This is a genomic window from Geobacter argillaceus, from assembly GCF_007830735.1.
GTDB lineage: Bacteria > Desulfobacterota > Desulfuromonadia > Geobacterales > DSM-12255 > Geomobilibacter > Geomobilibacter argillaceus.
In genome coordinates this window covers 1-16,618 of record NZ_VLLN01000015.1, presented here as the reverse complement: position 1 = coordinate 16,618, position 16,618 = coordinate 1, and the positions used below count along the sequence as shown (strand labels likewise).

At 55.4% G+C, this 16,618-nt stretch carries 14 protein-coding genes; 6 read left to right on the top strand and 8 right to left on the bottom strand.

The genetic code is table 11. The features are described from left to right. Positions 1-56 precede the first annotated feature (56 nt). The 8 genes from JN12_RS12445 to JN12_RS12410 form a co-directional block, all read right to left on the bottom strand. On the bottom strand, positions 57-473 hold the full coding sequence (locus JN12_RS12445) for a F0F1 ATP synthase subunit epsilon (protein ID WP_145023197.1): 417 nt from the start codon (positions 471-473) through the stop codon (positions 57-59). A 72-nt stretch (positions 474-545) separates the two neighbouring features. Beyond that, on the bottom strand, positions 546-1,958 hold the full coding sequence (gene atpD, locus JN12_RS12440; protein WP_145023195.1) for a F0F1 ATP synthase subunit beta: 1,413 nt from the start codon (positions 1,956-1,958) through the stop codon (positions 546-548). Positions 1,959-2,019: 61 nt separating this feature from the next. Next, positions 2,020-2,883 (bottom strand): ATP synthase F1 subunit gamma, encoded by an 864-nt coding sequence (atpG, locus tag JN12_RS12435; protein WP_145023193.1) that lies wholly within the window; start codon positions 2,881-2,883, stop codon positions 2,020-2,022. Positions 2,884-2,901: 18 nt separating this feature from the next. Continuing rightward, a complete protein-coding gene (atpA, locus tag JN12_RS12430; RefSeq protein ID WP_145023191.1) occupies positions 2,902-4,410 on the bottom strand; it encodes a F0F1 ATP synthase subunit alpha in 1,509 nt (502 codons plus the stop codon). Positions 4,411-4,419: 9 nt separating this feature from the next. Beyond that, on the bottom strand, positions 4,420-4,962 hold the full coding sequence (atpH, locus tag JN12_RS12425; protein ID WP_145023188.1) for an ATP synthase F1 subunit delta: 543 nt from the start codon (positions 4,960-4,962) through the stop codon (positions 4,420-4,422). Continuing rightward, a complete protein-coding gene (locus JN12_RS12420) occupies positions 4,959-5,567 on the bottom strand; it encodes a F0F1 ATP synthase subunit B family protein (protein WP_145023186.1) in 609 nt (202 codons plus the stop codon). The genes atpH and JN12_RS12420 overlap by 4 nt, the downstream gene beginning before the upstream one ends. 1 nt (position 5,568) lies before the next feature. Then, complete coding sequence (locus JN12_RS12415) at positions 5,569-5,994, bottom strand: ATP synthase F0 subunit B (protein WP_145023184.1); 426 nt, start codon at positions 5,992-5,994, stop codon at positions 5,569-5,571. A gap of 636 nt (positions 5,995-6,630) precedes the next feature. After that, positions 6,631-8,466, bottom strand: a complete 1,836-nt coding sequence (locus JN12_RS12410; protein WP_145023182.1) for a sigma-54-dependent Fis family transcriptional regulator — start codon at positions 8,464-8,466, stop codon at positions 6,631-6,633. Between the two features lie 638 nt (positions 8,467-9,104). Here JN12_RS12410 and JN12_RS12405 point away from each other — a divergent pair. The 6 genes from JN12_RS12405 to JN12_RS12380 all read left to right on the top strand — a co-directional run bounded on the left by JN12_RS12405 (position 9,105) and on the right by JN12_RS12380 (position 16,146). Continuing rightward, positions 9,105-10,241: a glycyl-radical enzyme activating protein gene (locus JN12_RS12405; RefSeq protein ID WP_342795414.1), complete on the top strand. Its 1,137-nt coding sequence runs from the start codon at positions 9,105-9,107 to the stop codon at positions 10,239-10,241. A 62-nt stretch (positions 10,242-10,303) separates the two neighbouring features. Beyond that, complete coding sequence (locus JN12_RS12400) at positions 10,304-10,480, top strand: benzylsuccinate synthase gamma subunit family protein (protein WP_145023178.1); 177 nt, start codon at positions 10,304-10,306, stop codon at positions 10,478-10,480. Positions 10,481-10,499: 19 nt separating this feature from the next. Next, complete coding sequence (locus JN12_RS12395; protein ID WP_145023176.1) at positions 10,500-13,091, top strand: glycyl radical protein; 2,592 nt, start codon at positions 10,500-10,502, stop codon at positions 13,089-13,091. A gap of 73 nt (positions 13,092-13,164) precedes the next feature. Then, positions 13,165-13,404, top strand: a complete 240-nt coding sequence (locus JN12_RS12390; RefSeq protein ID WP_145023173.1) for a benzylsuccinate synthase beta subunit family protein — start codon at positions 13,165-13,167, stop codon at positions 13,402-13,404. 142 nt (positions 13,405-13,546) lie between these two features. After that, on the top strand, positions 13,547-14,431 hold the full coding sequence (locus JN12_RS12385; RefSeq protein WP_145023171.1) for an AAA family ATPase: 885 nt from the start codon (positions 13,547-13,549) through the stop codon (positions 14,429-14,431). Then, complete coding sequence (locus JN12_RS12380) at positions 14,428-16,146, top strand: vWA domain-containing protein (RefSeq protein ID WP_145023169.1); 1,719 nt, start codon at positions 14,428-14,430, stop codon at positions 16,144-16,146. The genes JN12_RS12385 and JN12_RS12380 overlap by 4 nt, the downstream gene beginning before the upstream one ends. Positions 16,147-16,618: the final 472 nt, after the last annotated feature.

Here is a 16,618-nt window from a genome sequence, read left to right as displayed (position 1 = left end):
ACAGACATAAAAAAAGAGCGGCTGAGCCGCTCTTTCTCGATCATATATGGTATCGCTTATCTGCGGGCAGCCTTGCCGGCAACCTGCATCCGGATAAGTGCCCGCTCCAGTGCTGCCTCGTAGACAACGAAGTTCTTGTCCTCGGGAGTAAGCTTCTTGAGTGCTTCCTCTGCCCGTCCCAATGCTGCCTTGGCCCGCTCCAGATCTATTTCGTCGGCCGGTTCCGCAGTCTGCACCAGAACCGTCACGGTGTCGTCCTCAACCTCAAAGTAGCCCCAGTTCACCGCCAGATGGGATACGGCGGCGCCCTGCTTATAGGTCAGTTCGCCGATCTTCAGGGCGGTGAGCATCGCGGCATGGCCGGGCAGAACACCGAACTCGCCGAGCGAGCCATTGGCCGTGATTTCGTCCACCTCTGTCGAGAGGACCTTCTTGTAAGGGGTTACCAGTTCGAGCTTCAGTTTCTCAGCCATCTATGAATCCTTTCAGGGCGACCTGCGGGTCGCCCCTACCAGTCACTAGTCACCAGTTACCAGTCACCGACTCTACGCTGCCAGCTTCTTGGCCTTTTCAATCGCCTCGTCAATGGTCCCGACCATGTAGAACGCCTGCTCCGGCATATCGTCGTACTTGCCGGCAACGATCTCCTGGAACCCCTTGATGGTGTCCTTGAGTTCGACGTAGACGCCGGGGGTCCCGGTGAAGGCTTCGGCAACGTGGAACGGCTGGGAGAGGAAACGCTGGATCTTCCGGGCACGGGCAACAACCAGCTTGTCCTCCTCGGAAAGCTCGTCCATACCGAGAATGGCGATGATGTCCTGGAGGTCCTTGTAACGCTGGAGCACGTACTGGACGGAACGGGCAACGGCGTAGTGCTCCTCGCCCACGACCTGGGGATCGAGGATCCGGGAGGTGGAGTCGAGGGGATCAACGGCCGGGTAGATACCGAGCTCGGCGATCTGACGGGAGAGAACCGTGGTGGCGTCCAGGTGGGCGAAAGCGGTGGCCGGCGCCGGGTCGGTCAAGTCGTCGGCCGGAACGTAGATGGCCTGCACCGAGGTGATTGACCCCTTGTTGGTGGAGGTAATCCGCTCCTGGAGCTCGCCCATCTCGGTGGCCAGGGTCGGCTGGTAACCGACGGCCGAAGGAATGCGGCCGAGGAGTGCGGAAACCTCGGAACCTGCCTGGGTGAAACGAAAGATGTTGTCGATGAAGAGGAGCACGTTCTGGCCTTCCTCGTCCCGGAAGTATTCGGCAACCGACAGTGCGGAAAGGGCGACGCGGGCACGGGCCCCCGGCGGCTCGTTCATCTGGCCGTACACCAGAGCGGTCTTCTCGAGAACGCCGGACTCGGTCATTTCCATCCAGAGGTCGTTACCTTCGCGGGTACGCTCGCCGACACCGGCGAAGACGGAGAAACCACCGTGCTGCTTGGCGATGTTGTTGATCAGCTCCATGATGAGAACGGTCTTGCCGACGCCGGCACCACCGAACAGGCCGATCTTGCCGCCCCTGGCATAGGGTGCGAGCAGGTCAACGACCTTGATACCGGTAGTGAAGGATTCGACCTTGGTGGACTGATCCTGAAAGGAGGGAGCCGGACGGTGAATCTCGTATTCTTTCTCGTGACCGACCGGACCTCTCTCGTCCACCGGCTCGCCGATGACGTTCAGTATCCGACCGAGGGTCTTGCGGCCAACCGGCACAACGATCTGCTTGCCGGTGTCCAGCGCCGACTGACCGCGGACCAGGCCGTCGGTGGAGTCCATGGCGATGGTCCGGACCGCATTCTCGCCCAGGTGCTGGGCCACTTCAAGGACCAGGTTCAGCTCCTTGTCATCGATAGCCGGGTTGGTAACCCGGAGTGCGTTAAATATCGGCGGAAGCTTCCCCGGCTCGAACTCGACGTCGACAACGGCGCCGATAACCTGTGAAATTTTCCCAAAATTCTGACTCATGGTGTTTCCTTCCTCCGGCACCCTGGCGGGGCCTCTATAATGTGGATATGAAATCCGCTGTTTATCCTTTGATCGACTCGGCGCCGGAGATGATCTCCATCAACTCTTTGGTGATGGCAGCCTGACGGGCTCGGTTGTACTGGAGCGTCAGCTTGCTGATCATCTCGTTGGCGTTCTTGGAAGCACTGTCCATGGCGGTCATACGGGCACCGTGCTCGGCGGCCACCGACTCGAGCAGTGCCCTGAACAGCTGCACCTCGATATGTTTGGGGAGCAGTTCGGCCAGGAGTTCTCCCTGGGACGGCTCGTAGATGTACTGTGGCGGCAGCATCTCTTCCTCACCGGCCGAAGAGGTGATCGGCAGGAGCTTGTCCAGGGTAATGTCCTGCGACATGACGCTCCTGAAGGCGTTGAACAGGAGGTGAACCTCGTCATATTCATCGGCAACGAACGACTCGATGACCTCCCGGGCGATGAGCGCGGCAGTCTGGTAGTTGAGGTTCGATTGGATATTGGTGTGGCTTTTCACAACCTTGTGCCGGTTCTTGAGGAAATCGTACCCCTTGCGGCCGATGGTCATGACGGAGAGCTCTTTGTACTCCCTGGCATTCCCCTTCAGGAAACGGTCGGCTGCCTTGCAGATATTGGCGTTGAACCCGCCGCAGAGGCCGCGGTCCGAGGTGACGACGATGAGCAGGAGCCGCTCCTTGGGACGCTCCTGGAGGAGAGGACTGACGTCCGAACCCACGTTCTGTGCCAGACGACCGAGCACTTCGGCCAGCTTGCCGGCATAGGGACGGGCAGCGACGACGTTCTCCTGTGCCCGGCGGAGCTTGGCCGCCGAGACCATCTTCATCGCCTTGGTAATCTGGCGGGTATTCTTGACCGATCCGATCCGCTTTTTAATACTCTTCAGGGTTGGCATAACGGCTGACCGTCCTTATTAGGCAGTAAATTCCTTCTTGAACTCATTGAGGCAGGCAACCAGCTTCGCCTTCAGATCGTCGTCGATCGCCTTTTTGTCGCGGAGTTCGGCAACAACATCTGACTTGCGGGAATCGAAGAAGGAGTTGAGCTCCTGCTCGTAGCGCTTGAGTGACAGAACAGGGTACTCGTCCAGGTAGCCGTTGTTGGCGGCAAAGACGATGAGCACCTGCTTCTCAACCGGCACCGGCTGGTACTGGGCCTGCTTGAGGATCTCGACGAGACGCTCGCCACGTGCCAGCTGCATCTGGGTAGCCTTGTCCAGGTCGGAACCGAACTGGGCGAACGCAGCCATCTCGCGATACTGGGCCAGGTTCAGACGCAGCGTACCGGCAACCTGCTTCATTGCCTTTACCTGGGCGGAGCCACCGACGCGGGAGACGGAGATACCGACGTTGATGGCCGGACGGACACCGGAGTAGAACAGGTCGGACTCCAGGAAGATCTGACCGTCGGTAATGGAGATGACGTTGGTCGGAATATAGGCGGAAACGTCACCGGCCTGGGTCTCGATGATCGGCAGAGCGGTCAGGGAGCCGGCTCCACACTCGTCGGACAGCTTGCAGGCACGCTCCAGCAGACGGCTGTGGAGGTAGAAGACGTCGCCCGGATACGCCTCGCGCCCCGGAGGACGGCGAAGGAGGAGCGAAAGCTGACGATAGGCAACGGCCTGCTTGGAGAGGTCGTCGTAGATGATCAAGGCGTGCTTGGCATTGTCGCGGAAGTACTCGCCCATGGTAACACCGGTATAAGGGGCGATGAACTGGAGCGGTGCCGGCTCCGAGGCGGTGGCGGCAACGACGATGGTGTAATCCATGGCGCCGTGCTCCTGCAGCTTGCTCACAACCTGGGCAACCGTGGAACGCTTCTGCCCGATGGCGACGTAGATGCAGACAACATCGCCACCCTTCTGATTGATGATGGTATCCATGGCAACGGCGGTCTTGCCGGTCTGGCGGTCGCCGATGATCAGCTCCCGCTGTCCGCGCCCGATAGGCACCATGGAGTCGATCGCCTTGAGGCCGGTCTGCATCGGCTGATGCACCGACTTTCGCTGAACGATGCCCGGGGCCTTTACTTCCACCTTGCGGAAATCGCTGCTGTTGATCGGTCCCTTGCCGTCGATCGGCTGACCGATGGCGTCCACGACGCGACCGATAAGGGCGTCGCCCACCGGGACCTCGACGATGCGGCCGGTCCGCTTGACCGTGTCGCCTTCCTTGATGGCCTCGAAGTCACCGAGGATGGCGGCACCAACGTTATCCTCTTCCAGGTTGAGGCACATTCCGGAAACACCGCCGGGAAACTCCAGCAGCTCGCCGGCCATGGCCTTGTCCAGACCGTGAATGCGGGCGATCCCGTCACCGATCGAGATAATCGTGCCGGTCTCGGCAACTTCGACTTCTTTGCCGTACTCCTTGATCTGCTTGCGGATTATTTCGCTGATTTCTTCGGCTCTGATTTCCATTGGTTCGTCTCACCCCTTCTGTAATGTATCTTCAATCCGAGTTAACTGGGTTTTCACACTGCCGTCAAATACCGTGTTACCGATCTTGGTGACGATACCGCCGATAAGGGCCGGATCGACATTCACCGTGAGCGCCACCTTCTTGCCGGTGTTTTTCTCAAGGGCGCTCTTGATCTCCGCCACCTGGGCTTCATCGAGTGGCCGGGCCGTCGTCACAACCGGCCTGACCACACCGGAAAGGTCGTCGGCAAGGGAGCTGAAACTGGCCACGATCTGGGGAAGAGCGGCAATCCTGCCGCGCTCCAGGAGCAGGAGCAGAAAATTCCCGATGGTCGTGGAAGCAGTCAACCTGGCGTTCACATCCTTGAGGATTTCACGCTTTGCCTCGATGCCATACGCCGGATTGGCAAACAGCGCTCCGAGGGCCGGATTGGAAGCGAACAGGGCCTCGACAGTGGTCAGTTCGCTGTGAAACCGCTCCACTGATCCCTCTTCCGCACCGAGCTGCACGAGGGCCTTGGCATACCGTCTTGCTATCGCGCTTGCACTCACTTTAGATTTACCACCTTGGTAAGATATTCACCAACCAGACGATCCTGGTCGTTCTTCTCGATTTTTTCCTTCAGGGTCCCCTCTGCCAGTTGCACGGCCAGGTGAGCAGCTTCCCTGCGGAGCTCGGCCCTCGCTTTCAGGACCTCCTGATCGGCTGCGGCGCGGGCCTGCTCACTGATCTTCGCGGCGCCGGCCTTTGCCTCGGCAATGATCCGCTCCTTCTCGGCAAGCCCTTCACGGCGGATGTTCGCCTGCAGTTCCTCTATATCCTTGTTGGCCTGGGCCAGCTTGGTATTGTACTCGGCAAACTTCCGCTCGGCCCCGGCCCTGGCCTCTTCGGCCTCCTTCAGGGCCTTTTCGATGCCGGACCGGCGGTCGGCCAGCGACTTCTTCATGTCGGCCTTCTTGATGGCCCAGACAATAATCAGCACCAACGCTGCAAAATCGATGCACCGCCACATGAAGTCCTTCATCTGTGCTGCACCACCGTGACCGCCGCCCCCCCCTTCGGATGCAGAGGCAACTACGGCGAACCCGAGAAACAGGAGCGAGACAACTGCCTTCACAACAGCAGGACTAATCCGCATCGACGAAATCCGCCGCATATTACACACTCCTCCCGAGAACCTTCTCACAAATTTCCAGCGACAGGGTGCGGGCCTGCTCCTGCAGAAGAAGCTTGGCATCAGCGGCTTCCCGTGCAACCCGCTCCTTGATGGCGGCAAGTGAATCGGCAGCCTCTTTCCGCGCCTTCTCCAGCACTAACGCTTCCTCGGCCTGGGCCTCCTTGATCAGGGTGGCCCGCTCACTGCCGGCCTCTCCCTTCACGGCCCGCAGTTTGGACTCGTACTCCGCCATCTTGTCCTGGACGTCCTTGTCCACAGCTTCGGCCCTGGACTTGGCTGCAGCCAGTTCGCCACTGCGGTCGGCAAGCACCTTGCGGATCGGCTTGTACAGAAAGATGTTAAGAATGAGCACCAGGATCAGGAAGTTGATCAACTGGATGACAAAGGCTAAATCGAGATTGATCACCGTACACCCCTTGCCGGTCAAAATTAGATATCTTGTATACAAAAATTGTATACTGCATACAAAAAATTGGAGGACCGCGGCCCCCCTGGCTTCAAAACGGTCGATAGGTACCACAGCCGACCAGGGGTGTCAAGTTTTTTCAAGTCATAAAAATTATTTAACATGGTGGTTTTCGGTGTTTTCCCATCTATCAACAACAGATGAGAATATGGACATATCGCTGAAACTAGCGTCATGAAGGAATAGGGAAAGTAAGGTGAAGCGGGAAGTCAGGATTGCCACACTAAAGACCTCGCCCAGATAGCTCAGTCGGTATGGAGCATGACTTGTCATGCGTATTGCTCGGCTCCGCCGACAGAGCAAGGATTGCTTGGTCGTAGCAAGATTTCGATCTGCGTCAAAACAAAAACGGGCACTCACGGTCGGTATCGTAAGTTCCCGTTAAATGGTGCCAAGAGACGGAATCGAGCCGCCGACACGAGGATTTTCAAGCTTGTGCTCAGTCGCGCATCTGCTCGTAAATACCAGACAGGACGGATGCGTAGACAATCTCGCCCAGGTTATAATTCTGCTTTTCTGATGCTGCAGAGTAGCCCCTTCCACGGGGACTCACAAATGTTTTACTTGTTAAAAGGTTCACAAAACTTTGGATGCTGTTCTGGCTCTTGTGGATTTTACGATTACATTTTCGTGCTGGTGCTCAAGCCGGTACGCCAGCTGCGGCCTGGTCAGCCCCAGCATCCTGGCTGCAGCGGAAAGGTTACCGTTAGCCTTTTCTACGGCGGCTGTTGCCAACATGTTATTGGCCTGCTCCATCGTTATCTTGCCACTCAGGATAGCCTCACAAAAATCTTTGCCGCTTTCCCGCTGGCTGTCGCTCAACCCGCCTTTTGCATCGAGTCCGAATTCGAGCGAACTATCGTTGTTGTACGACGGAAACATATGGTTTATCGTAAGGTGAGTGCCGTTCGGGGCGAGCATAACACCGCGTTCCACAACGTTTTGCAGTTCACGGATGTTGCCCGGCCATTGATAAGCCAGTAACGCCAGCTTGGCCTTATCGGAAAAACCGCGCAGTTTCTTGCCATTGATCGCGGAGTATTTCTTGAGGAAGTTTTTGGCAAGTAGCAAGATATCCAACTTACGTTCTCTTAATGGCGGAATGTGGATCTGCAAAGCGTTGAGCCGGTAATACAGATCGGATCGAAATTTACCTTCCGCGACCAGTTGCCTCAGGTCAATGTTGGTTGCGGTGACCAACCGCACGTTAACCTTGTGTGTCGTTGTACCCCCTAGGCGTTCAACCTCCCCTTCCTGCAGCACACGCAGCAGCTTCGCCTGCGCCGAAAGAGGCAGGTCACCAACTTCATCAAGAAACAGCGTGCCTCCATTAGCCCGTTCGAAACGACCGGGCCTGGAAACGAGAGCGCCCGTAAAGGCTCCCTTTTCAACACCGAACAGTTCTGATTCAACGAGATCATGGGGAATAGCGGCGCAGTTGATGGCGATGAACGGTTCCTTGCAGCGACTTCCTTTGTCATGCAGGGTGCGGGCAAAAACTTCCTTGCCAACACCCGTCTCACCCTGCAAAAGTACCGTGATCTGACTCGCTGCTGCTTGGGTGAGTAATTCATAGGCGCCAAGAAAGTTCAGCGAATTGCCGACAATATCCGAGGGTAATTTCTTTTCACCCATGGCGGAGCGCAACTGTACGATCTGGGTCTGGAGACCCATGAGTTGTTCGGCAATTGACTCCTTGTTCAGGAAATGCGCGAAATCGCTTGCATCCTCCCAATCCTCGACCGGTTTACCGATCATGTAGCAGTGGTTAGCGCCTTTGGAAATGCACTCAAACTCCTTGCACAGAATCTGTCGCCCCATGAATGCGGATGTATAGCCACTGGCATAACCGATCAGGTTCCAACACACGCATTCAGAAGACTCACCGTAATGGCGAAGATGCGCCTGTCCTTCCCAAGAATTCTCCCACATTGCCTCGACATAGAATTTTCCCTTTTTTCGGTCTATCTCAAGCTTCGGGATGGTAGTTTTTACGATTCCTTCCAGTGTATGAAGAAGAGGTCCGGCCATGAAAGCATCAAGATCACTGGTCACCTCCGGGCTGATACGGGTCAGTTCAAAATCGCTCACGCCGGAGGCATACCCCATGCGCATGAGCAGGCCTCGAGCGCGGTCCATGCCAAGGGTATCGATCAACTCACGGCGCATCTGCGCATGAGCATCGGCATGAACAAGAAGCATACGGTGTTCATGCAGCCATATCTGCCCGGTTTCGGAAGAGAAATGCAGGTGCGAGCGCAGGTTGTTACTGACCACATCGGTCAAAGGAGTTCCAATGATCTGCTTTTTGCTCTTTTTCACCGTAATGCCCTTTTTCAATATGACCAGCCGACAGTCTGTTTCACTACCAGTACCAATCCAAAAAGCCGCAAATAAACAATGTTTTAACATACTATCTCATTTCTATCAATTGCAAAACAATAATTACTCTCAACATGTCCGTCCCCGGAAAACCGTACATACCCCCTGGTTATTCACCAAAATACAGGGCGTTACACTCTTAGCAAGTGTGTTAAGGGTGACGTGGGCACGCGATTATGTGTGATTCATATGGGCATTCACTCCACACTTTTCGCTTGGCATCAATACAAATATTTCATTATTTGGTAAAAGATCTGGCCAGGAATGATCAGATTTAGAATTTAATAAAACCCAGGTTTATTGGCAATTGCTAACGCTAATCGCTTTATCTGGTTGTGAAAGCTTCTCTCAATAATGCATTAAAGCCTACATTATCAGCCTATTACATACCACAGATCACCTCGTCCCCATAACGATACGCACCTGACCAGCCATCCACAAAATGCATGGCAAAATAACAGTATTCCCACACAACCTACCAACAATATCAGCATATCATAATGAAATTACAGGGCACATTCATGTCTTGCCATATTATTACGACTAACGCAATGCCTGCTATGCAATTTTTAAAAACATTGTTTGGCATGTCAAATGCTTTTAGGCCACAAGATGACAATCTTCTGAGTTGCGAACATGACACTAAGCTTGTTTGAGTCTGTAGCTTGATGGTTGACCACCAAAAGTACCGCACCAGTAGCGCCAGCAAGTATCAGCTACTACAAACAAGCAATTTACCAGAGGAGACACGAATGATCACTCCCCTTATTACAGAAATTCAGAGATTCAGCTTGCAGGATGGACCTGGAATAAGAACAACCATCTTTGTCAAGGGATGCCCTCTGCACTGTCCTTGGTGTCATAATCCAGAAAATATCAACATGAAGCGCGAGTTTTATTTCCACGCTAACAAGTGCACAGCATGTGGAAAATGCAGTCATAATTGTCAATCCAGCAACTACAGACATTCTCAGACCATGAATCAGAGTGAACCTGTAAGTAATGATAGAAGTGAGTGTACTCTGTGCCTGGAGTGTGTGTCATCATGCCGGTTTGGTGCACGTGAAGCAGTAGGTAAATCGATAGATATGAGCAGTATCATAGAGGAAGCGGTATCAGACCGGATGTTTTATGCTAACAGCGGGGGCGGGGTCACGATAAGCGGTGGCGAGCCGCTCATGTATCCTGCATTTACCCTTGAGCTGGCTCGCATTTTAAACACCAGAGAGAACATCAACGTGGCAATTGAAACATGTCTGTCTGCAAAGTGGGACAGTATTGTGCCGTTATTGGAATGCGTCGATCTGTTCATTGTCGACATCAAGTCGCTGGATCCGGCCAAATATACACACGTTATCGGTGGCTCCCTGCGGAGAGTCCTGGCAAATCTGGAACGGCTCATCCACTCCGGGGCAGCAGTACGTATCCATCTGCCAATCATTCCTGGCTTCAATGACTCCCTCTATGATTTCGAATCATACGCGAAGTATCTGGGACGATTTGCCGGTCATCTGACCGGGGTCGACCTGCTCCCCTATCACTCATATGCAACGGGCAAGTACGCACAATTGGGGCGTCGCTACAGCTACCTGGGAATCCCTGACCTTCCCAGCCGTCAGCTTATCCCCCTGACCAATGCCCTGAGGCAGAGGGGTATTCGCGAAGTTACCATCGGCGGCATGGTTGGAACCATTTCGCAAACAGACACGTTGAACATTGATGAGATCTCGAAACCCGTCCGTGAAATTTTGCCACACCCGGCGAGTTTGTTACGACGGAAGGGGGTGATCGCAACTCGGCGGTAACAAATATTATCGAATTTCCACGGTTTCAGGATGTTTGTCACACCTACTAAAGGAGATACAAGATGGCCACATGTAAAGATTGCTCATTCTATTTTGCCGTTCCTGAAAATGCAGGTGATTACAAGCCCGGAAAAGGTGATTGCGTTACCCAGAAGGAAGATGCCAAGGGGAAGTACTGGCTTTCCAAACCGACACTGAATGCCACCCCTTCGTGCCCGACGTTCAAGAAGTCCAAATAATCCCAAAGGGAGATACATTATGGCGACGGTAGCTCAATCGATTAAGTACAGAAACAAGGTCATTGATTTCCCGCTGGAAAATCCGGAGGAGCTGAACGTTCCGGACGAGATGCTGCACGAAAACCTCTGCAAGCCGACCACGGAGAGAACCAAGAGACTCAAGGCGAGATGCCGCTGGAAGCATGCCTCTGCCGGTGAATTCATCGACAAGGAAGTGCGGGCCGGCATCGAAAGGATGCGCCTGGTTACCGAGTCCCACAAGGCCACTGCCGGCAAGCCGGAAGTAATCCGCCGGGCGCTGGGGCTGGCTCATCTTCTCGACAACTCGACCCTGGTGCTCCAGGACGACGAATTGATCATCGGCTACCATGCGGAAGATCCGGAAATGTTTCCGCTCTATCCGGAACTCGCCTACATGGCGGTGCAGGACTACCTGATGACCGACTATGCTCCGCAGCCCAAGGAAGAGGCCCAGGAAATCCTCAACTACTGGAAGCCTTTCAGTATCCAGGCCAAGTGCGAGCCCTACTTCGATCCGATAGACCTGACGAGGATGTACCAGGTCAGCACCATGGAAGGCCCCATGTTCGCCTCCGGCTACAACAGCATCGTGCCACCCTACGAGACGGTGCTGGAAGATGGCCTCTTGAAGCGGATTGAAATGGCCAGGAAAAAGATCGCCCATGCGCAGGCAGAGATGGAGAAGACACCGTGGGATGGCACCAAGCAGCTTGACTGGATCCCCAAGATCGACCTCTGGAAGGCAATGATCATTTCCTGTGAAGCGGTCATCAACTGGGCCCGCCGTCACGCCCGATTGGCCAAGATCGTGGCGGAGAACTTCGAAACCAATCCAGCCCGCAAAGAAGAACTGCTGGAGATCTCGGAGATCTGCCACCGCGTACCCGCCGAGCCGTGCAAGGGGATCAAGGACGCCTTCCAGTCCAAGTGGTTCGCCTTCCTGATCTGTCATGCGCTCGACCGCTATGCCAGCGGCTTTGCCCAGAAAGAGGATGAACTGCTGGAGCCGTATTATAATATGAGCGTAAGAGACAAGTCCTTCCAGCCCATGACCCACAAGGATGTCGTCGAACTGGTGGAGTGCGAACGGCTCAAAATCTCCGAGCACGGCGCCGGCAAATCCCGCGCCTACCGGGAAATTTTCCCCGGTTCCAACGACCTGTTCATCCTGACTCTGGGGGGCACCAAGCCCGGTTATGTTGATGCCTGCAGCGACATGACCGACGCCATCCTGGAGGCGGCCCGCAATATCCGCACCACCGAGCCGTCCATTGTCTTCAGATGGGATCCGGTGGGCCGGGTCAAAACCAAGCGACTGGTGTTCGAGTGCGTCCGGGACGGTCTCGGCTATCCCTCCATCATGCACAACCGGATCGGCGTCGATCAGATGAAGTTCTTCAGCAAGTTCAGCCAGAACAGCAACGGTGTCACCGACGACGAGGCGCACCGCTGGGCCAACGTGCTCTGCATGTCGCCGGGGGTATGCGGCAGAAGGAAGACGCAGAAGACGAGATCCGAAGGGGGGAGCGCGATGTTCCCGGCCAAACTGCTGGAGATCGCCCTCAACGACGGGTATGACTGGTCCTACTCCGACATGCAGCTCGGTCCCAAGACCGGAAAGGCCTCGGAATTCAAGACGTTCGAGGACCTGGTGGAAGCCTTCCGCAAACAGTACGCCTACGTCTGCAGCCTGGTCATCCGTGCCAAGGACGTCATGCGCCATTTCGAGTGCCAGGTGATGCAGATGCCGTTTGTCTCCGCCATCGACGACGGCTGCATGGAGTTGGGGATCGACTCGGTACAACTTTCAGAGCAGCCCAACGGCTGGCACAACCCGATCACCACCGTGGTGGCCGCCAACTCCCTGGTCGCCATCAAGAAGCTGATCTACGACGAGAAGAAGTACACCATGCAGCAGCTCCTGGATGCACTCCATGCCAACTGGGAAGGACATGAGGCGATGCGCCAGGAGTTCCTGAATGCACCCAAGTGGGGCAATGACGACCCCTACGCCGACCCCATCATCCAGGATTTCTACGAGAACATCCTCGGCGGGGAGCTGGCCAAGGTCACGAATTTCTCCGGCGGGCCGGTCCTCCCGGTCGGCCAGGCCGTTGGCCTCTACATGGAGGTCGGCACCCGTACCGGGCCCACCCCGGACGGACGCTTCGGCGGCGATGCGGCTGACGACGGCGGCATCTCACCCTACATGGGGTCAGACAAGAAAGGGCCGACCGCTGTCCTGAAGTCAGTTGCCAAGATCCAGAAGAACCAGAAGACCAACCTGCTCAACCAACGGCTCAACGTCCCGATGATGCGCAGTGTCCATGGGTTCAACATCTGGAAATCCTACATGGACACCTGGGAGCAGCTCCATATCGCCCATGTGCAGTTCAACTGCGTGAGCACTGCAGAGATGAAGGCCGCCCAGAAAGAGCCGGAAAAACATCAGGATCTCATCGTCAGGGTTTCGGGGTTCAGCGCCCGTTTCGTGGATATCCCGACCTATGGCCAGAACACCATTATCGCCAGGAACGAGCAGTACTTCGGGGCCGATGATTATGAATTCCTGAACTCTCCGCTCCAATAAACTCGAACCATGTCGGCAGGTTCACCAATGGTGCGCCGAAGTGAACCTGCCGACATCACGACAGGAGATCCACATGTCAGCTACCGCACAAAACAGCAGTCCAAAAATGATGATGCATGAAGAGACAGGCACCGGCAAGCCGTGTATCACCTGCAAATGGCAGATAGCCGACCCCACCAATCCGGTCAAGGGACAGTGCACGGTGAACCGCACCCAGATGGGGGGGGTGTGGAAAAGATGGGTGAGCGATGTCTACAATAAGACCTGCGGCAAACATGAGGAAGGAAAGCTCAGCTTCCGGGAGCATGTCTAAGGAAGCAGGCATAACAGTCTGTCCTCAAGGCCACCGAGCCAGATTTCGGAACATCCCGCTACAGGGGGATCAGGAGGGAGCCGGTCCTGCGGTGTCAAGGCGCCTCCCTCCTACCCCCCAGACCACCACGAGGTTTCATGCTATGTCAGCCACCAAACACGATAACCTGTCAGTACCCCGGGAAGATCCCTATTTCTATGTAAGCAGTGACCTGGCTGACATTTTCGAAAAAATCCACCTGTTGTCGAAAAACAAGCCGGTAAACGTGCTGATCTCTGGCCGACAGGGATGCGGAAAGTCGTCGTTGGTCAGGCAATATGCCGCGATCTACCGGAAACCCCTGTCCACATTTCAAGTGGGAATACTTTCAGAGCCAGGCCAGCTGTTCGGCGAATACGCCCTGGAGGCCGGAGAAACCAAGTATAAGCAGTTCCTGTTCCCTGAGGCGATACAGACCCCCAACAGCGTGATCCACCTTGAGGAGATCAACCGACCGGAGCATCCCAAGGCCCTGAACATGCTGTTTTCTCTTCTATCCGACAGCAGGGACGTATGGCTTGAAGAGCTGGGGCATATCAAAGTGGCTGAAGGGGTCGTATTCTTTGCCACACTGAACGAAGGTGAAGATTTCGTCGGCACCGAGCTTCTCGATGCAGCTCTGCGGGACCGCTTCTACTTCCTGTTGATGGATTACCTGCCAAACGAGGTGGAAAAAGAGGTACTGGTAAAAAAAACCGGCATTACCGCTAGCCAGGCCGATGACATCATGGCTTCCCTCAACTACCTGCGCGGCCACTCTGACCTCAGAATCGACGTATCGACAAGAACCGCTCTCATGATCGGAGACATGATGGCTGTTGGGGCGAGCCTGAGGCAGGCCCTGGCCGTCAGTCTCCAGACCAGCCAGGAAGCGCTGGAGTCGGTCCTCATAGGCCTGCACGTCAACAAGGGATACAGCGAGACCGTCAGCAACGAATACGTCCTTTTTGATCATGCGTGGCACCAGCGAAGCAGAGAGAACCGATGATCCCGTCAGGAAACATCGAACAGAGCGGCAGGGCCCGTGAACGGTTCCTGATCTCCGGAGAAACCGGCTATTCCGAGTACTGGCGCAGGGACAAATCGCCCGTTGAACTGCTGGAGCTGGCAAAACTGCTGCGCGGTATCAGAAAAGTGGTCACACAGGTCGGCAGGAACAGTGGATCGGTCGTATGGGAAGGGATGACCGGCCAAGCTGACAGCATACCCCTTGACCCGACGCCGATCATGGGACGCTATCCGATTCCGGCCTCCCGGGCCGACATTGCCATCGGCATCGCGGTCAGAGGCGCCTATCTGAAGACCGAATGGACCGACCATGTTGTGAAGCTGGCACGGACAAGATTCGATCTCCCCCCGATCTATGCATACAAATTCACCCACTATCTGGAGATCGCCGAGAAGGTCTATGTCGATCTCATCGCCAACCGGAGCATTTTCGGCCTCTATGCGGCAAAGGCCCGTGAATGGGAGACCGAGAAGGCGGCAAAGCATTTCATCAACCCACCTTCGTTCACCGAACTGCTCCATATCTGGTGGCGCATAGCCACAGATCCGGACCAGGAGGCATTCAAACGACCGTACGAAGATCACTCAGTGGTCGGCATGGTCGGCAGGACCACAGCCGGTCAGTTCTATACCGGACCGATGGCACTTCTCAACTCCATTGTGGCCGATCTGATCACCACCTGCCCCGCGCTCCCGACGGTTACCGAGCGCTGCGAATACCGGTTGGAGCGTTATGCCTCGATCTTCAACGAACTGCTGGAAATGGTCAAATTCTGGCCGACCGACCGCAAGGATCCCTTTCTTCTCTCCGCTGACTTCAATGAGGAGATGGTTCGGGAAGACCTGGATAAAGAGGGGGTAAAGGCGACTCTTCTCAGTTTTGCTGACGAGATCGAGAGTAATCTGGAGAGAAGGCATATCGATTTCACCGAACAGGTGAAATCGGTCGTGGTCAACTTCGGCGAGGTGGTTCGCGTCGAGGGGAACGACATCGTCATGCCGGCAAAGAAAAACATCGACAACTCATTGCTCTACAAGTTGCGAACGGTTCTTCAACTGGTTGCACAGCGCAACATTTCCTACAGCCGCGGTCTGGCTTCGGGGAAGATCGATCGCACCCGTCTCTACCGGGCACCGACCACCGGCTCCATCTTCAATCTCAAAAAGACGCACCACGAACTGTACAACGACATAGTGCTCCTCGTCGACTGCACCGGCTCCATGGCCGAACCCAACAAGTGGGCGAAAACAGAGCTGATCTACCAGACACTCTTTACGGCCATTCTCAGTTTCAATCCGCAGGCCAAACTTCTCGCCTACAACGAACGGAAGGATACCTGTCGGATAACCGAAATTTACCAGCAGGGTAAATTCTACAGTGTCATGCCGCACGGGAGGACCGCTTCCGGTGAGGCGATCATTGCCACCGCCCTGACGCTGGGGCAGCGGCAACGGACCCCCTTTATCATTCATCTTACCGACGGCGCCTCCAACTATGGCTGTGGCGTCGCCGACGCCATACGCTATTGCCGGCGCAACAGGATACACCTCCTGACCATCGGCCTGGAGTGCGACCCGATGAATCAGACGGCACTTCGCGAAGAGTACGGAGAGCTTATTCAATTCGTGCAGAGTATCGACCAGTTCCCTCCCTTGTTCAAAAACCTTCTCTCATCAAGCAAATTGAGGCATTGAGGTTAATTCCCCGTCGGTTGGTCGGAGGCGCCATGGCAGCAGCGTTAGACATGTCAGCCGATGTTGTCGTGATTGACCGGCTATCTCAAAACTCAAAATCCACTCCAGCCCCACCGCTCTCACTTCAGAATCAGATTAGCACTCCACGCTGCCAAGGCAGCGCTTTGTCAAAGAGTAACTTGCTGTTTTCCTATGGATCATTTACGGTTCCTCTGGCAGCCGGGATGAGGAGGCCGCTTTAACACTGGTGCCTTGTGCCCGTCGATTAGCATGGTCCGGGAGCTGGCGATTTTGTCATTGGTGAAGCATCTGCTATCCCGTTCAGAAGAGAGCCGTATCCGACAGTTCCCCTTTCCGGCTTGCCGATCATTATTGCGGAGGCCGGAGTGATGAAGCAGAAGAAGCCGTTCAAGAGAAAGCTCATGAGACTACCCAAGCATCTGGTACACCTCAATGCGTATGCCGCCGGTAT

Excerpts from the sequence above, each read along its gene's own strand:
- JN12_RS12445 (WP_145023197.1), bottom strand. The coding sequence starts at position 473 with ATGGCTGAGAAACTGAAGCTCGAACTGGTAACCCCTTACAAGAAGGTC.
- atpD (WP_145023195.1), bottom strand. The coding sequence starts at position 1,958 with ATGAGTCAGAATTTTGGGAAAATTTCACAGGTTATCGGCGCCGTTGTC.
- atpG (WP_145023193.1), bottom strand. The coding sequence starts at position 2,883 with ATGCCAACCCTGAAGAGTATTAAAAAGCGGATCGGATCGGTCAAGAAT.
- atpA (WP_145023191.1), bottom strand. The coding sequence starts at position 4,410 with ATGGAAATCAGAGCCGAAGAAATCAGCGAAATAATCCGCAAGCAGATC.
- JN12_RS12420 (WP_145023186.1), bottom strand. The coding sequence starts at position 5,567 with ATGCGGCGGATTTCGTCGATGCGGATTAGTCCTGCTGTTGTGAAGGCA.
- JN12_RS12410 (WP_145023182.1), bottom strand. The coding sequence starts at position 8,466 with ATGTTAAAACATTGTTTATTTGCGGCTTTTTGGATTGGTACTGGTAGT.
- JN12_RS12405 (WP_342795414.1), top strand. The coding sequence starts at position 9,105 with ATGGTTGACCACCAAAAGTACCGCACCAGTAGCGCCAGCAAGTATCAG.
- JN12_RS12400 (WP_145023178.1), top strand. The coding sequence starts at position 10,304 with ATGGCCACATGTAAAGATTGCTCATTCTATTTTGCCGTTCCTGAAAAT.
- JN12_RS12395 (WP_145023176.1), top strand. The coding sequence starts at position 10,500 with ATGGCGACGGTAGCTCAATCGATTAAGTACAGAAACAAGGTCATTGAT.
- JN12_RS12390 (WP_145023173.1), top strand. The coding sequence starts at position 13,165 with ATGTCAGCTACCGCACAAAACAGCAGTCCAAAAATGATGATGCATGAA.
- JN12_RS12385 (WP_145023171.1), top strand. The coding sequence starts at position 13,547 with ATGTCAGCCACCAAACACGATAACCTGTCAGTACCCCGGGAAGATCCC.
- JN12_RS12380 (WP_145023169.1), top strand. The coding sequence starts at position 14,428 with ATGATCCCGTCAGGAAACATCGAACAGAGCGGCAGGGCCCGTGAACGG.